The sequence below is a fragment of the Limimaricola sp. G21655-S1 genome (assembly GCF_027213785.1).
Classification (GTDB): domain Bacteria; phylum Pseudomonadota; class Alphaproteobacteria; order Rhodobacterales; family Rhodobacteraceae; genus Limimaricola.
The window spans coordinates 1-338 of record NZ_JAPWGO010000132.1 but is presented as its reverse complement, the minus strand read 5'-3'; the positions used below and the strand labels follow the sequence as shown (position 1 = coordinate 338).

The 338-nt window shown below is 43.5% G+C and carries 1 protein-coding gene; it reads right to left on the bottom strand.

The window, feature by feature from the left end; all coding sequences use genetic code 11:
• Nucleotides 1-10 precede the first annotated feature (10 nt).
• The coding region (locus O4G76_RS20175; protein WP_269398928.1) for a hypothetical protein at nucleotides 11-338 on the bottom strand (328 nt) is incomplete at its 5' end.

The window sequence follows — 338 nt, the reverse complement described above, 5'->3', positions numbered from 1 at the left end:
TAGACAGCCCTTAATTGGGGTTGTTAATCAACTCTCTTGCCAAACCATTGGTAAACGAAAATACAGAACCATCAACTACTTGGTTATATTCTTTGCTAAAAGCCTCGGCAAACTTACCCTTTCCACCAATGGCGTTAACGATCTCCTTGACGGCATGATCATGCATGGAGTTCCCCATCGCTTTATCAGCCCATCCAACTTCCAAAGCCTTGTGTCTTATGAAAGCATCAACGCCTTGCTTCAATGGGTTTTTTGACATGAAGGCGACCTCTTCTTTGGAAAACACCCCCTCCATTCGCATTTTTTCGCCAACAAATTTCCAGTAGGCAGAGCTAAAT